Genomic DNA, 1,705 nt, shown 5'->3' with positions numbered 1-1,705 from the left:
GCAGCAAATGCCGGGGGTTATCCGTGAACGAATTGAGAAGATTTATGACCACTTAGTGTGCCGAGATAAATCGGCAAGATGTTAAGGGTGAAAGTCCCTGTGGGGTAATACTGGCGGGTCGCCCCAGGAGGCTAAGTATTGAACTGCGAAATCAAATAGTCCGAGGTGCTTATGTTGTTAAGTGATGCACAAAGCAATATTACAGGTTGCACTACACCGCAAGTGACCTGTGGGCCTCGCGCAGTCGGAGAGCTTGTGCATGCAGGTACGCATCTTGTGCCCTCTTAATCTACAAGAGCCGGGAGATCCTGCCGGTTTCTCCTGTTTAGCCATAGGAGACGCAGTAGGGAAGGTTAATAGACATACGTCTATTGTCGTTGGAAGAAAGTCGGACAAGCCCAAAGTACCTGAGAAGCGCCGAACAAAACAGAGAGATCTGTGGCGGAGGTTGTGGAGGATAGGGGGTTTGACCAAGAGGAATACCTAACAGGATGTCCGTGACCCGACTCAGCGCGGGAATAGCACTATGTCCAATCTGTTGGGTATACGTCAGGCTGCGGCAAAGGATCGTCGTTTACAGGTCACGGCCTTGTTTCACCATATTACACCTTATCTGTTGAAAGACTGTTTCTTCCAATTGAAACGGAGGTCAACAGCGGGGGTAGATGGTGTTACATGGCAAACCTGTCAGCGGGATTTGGATAACCGGCTGGCATCCTTGCACGAACGATTTGACGGTGGGAATCAAACGTAATCCGGTGAACTGGGTGCTGGATCTGGGCTTTTGATCTGATAAAGAGTGGAAATTCTTCGAACAGGTCGAACATGATTGGCTGATCATGTTTTTAGAGCATCGGGTGAGGGACAAGCGCATTATCCGCTTGATAAGACAGTGGATACAAGTAGGACACTACGACGAGGATGGTCGTCGTGTCAGGGGGATGCCGCAAGGATCGGTGATATCGCCGCTATTATCAAATATTTATTTGCACTACGTATTTGACCAATGGCGAAAGCGGGAAGCCTCTGGACGAATGATTGTGGTTCGCTTTGCGGATGACAGTGTGCTGGGCTTTCAGCGTGAACATGATGCAAAGGTCTTCCTGAGTGAGCTTGGTAAAAGACTGAGGCAGTTTGGTTTGTCCTTGCATGAGGATAAAACCCGATTGATACGCTTCGGTCGCTTTGCCAGAGTTGACTTGAAGAAAAGGGAGCAGGGAAAGCCGTAGACGTTTACGTTCCTTGGATTTACTCATATCTGTGGTATTAGTCGAAGCAGTGGAAACTTCCACATTGTCTGACGAACCAGCAAAGAGCGAATGCGAGCGACATTGAGCAAGATCAAAGACTATCTCCTGAAACACAGGCATGACCCCGTGCCGGAGCAGTTGAAGTGGTTGCGACGTGTACTGCAAAGTCACATGAACTACTTTTCGGTGCCCGGCAATGGACAGACAATCAATGCCTTCAGGACAGCAGTGCAAAAGATTTGGTACAAAGCCTTGAAGCGGCGCAGCCAGAGAAGCAGACTGAACTGGAAGAAGTTTGGTGCCTTCATCAACACTGTGTTGCCTAAAGTAAAAGTTCTTCATCCATGGCCAGAGCAACGGTTTGACGTTAAATACTCGAGGTAGGAGCCGTATGCGCCAAGAGGCTGTCCGAGAATAGCGCCCGTAGCGAGGACGACAGAAAATTGAGGATAAAA

General features: G+C 49.0%; 2 protein-coding genes and 1 pseudogene. All 3 read left to right on the top strand.

The window, feature by feature from the left end; all coding sequences use genetic code 11:
• The first annotated feature begins 526 nt into the window (after positions 1-526).
• Entirely contained in the window at positions 527-754 is a 228-nt protein-coding gene (locus KDK14_RS20810; RefSeq protein WP_257267156.1) for a hypothetical protein, read from the top strand.
• A 61-nt stretch (positions 755-815) separates the two neighbouring features.
• A pseudogene (locus KDK14_RS20805) lies at positions 816-1,229 on the top strand (reverse transcriptase domain-containing protein); the annotation flags it as partial.
• Positions 1,230-1,319: 90 nt separating this feature from the next.
• A complete protein-coding gene (locus tag KDK14_RS20800) occupies positions 1,320-1,634 on the top strand; it encodes a hypothetical protein (protein WP_257267155.1) in 315 nt (104 codons plus the stop codon).
• Positions 1,635-1,705 lie beyond the last annotated feature (71 nt).

The organism is Endozoicomonas sp. ONNA2 (assembly GCF_024606365.1).
Taxonomy (GTDB): Bacteria; Pseudomonadota; Gammaproteobacteria; order Pseudomonadales; family Endozoicomonadaceae; genus Endozoicomonas.
This window is presented reverse-complemented; position numbering and strand designations above follow the sequence as displayed.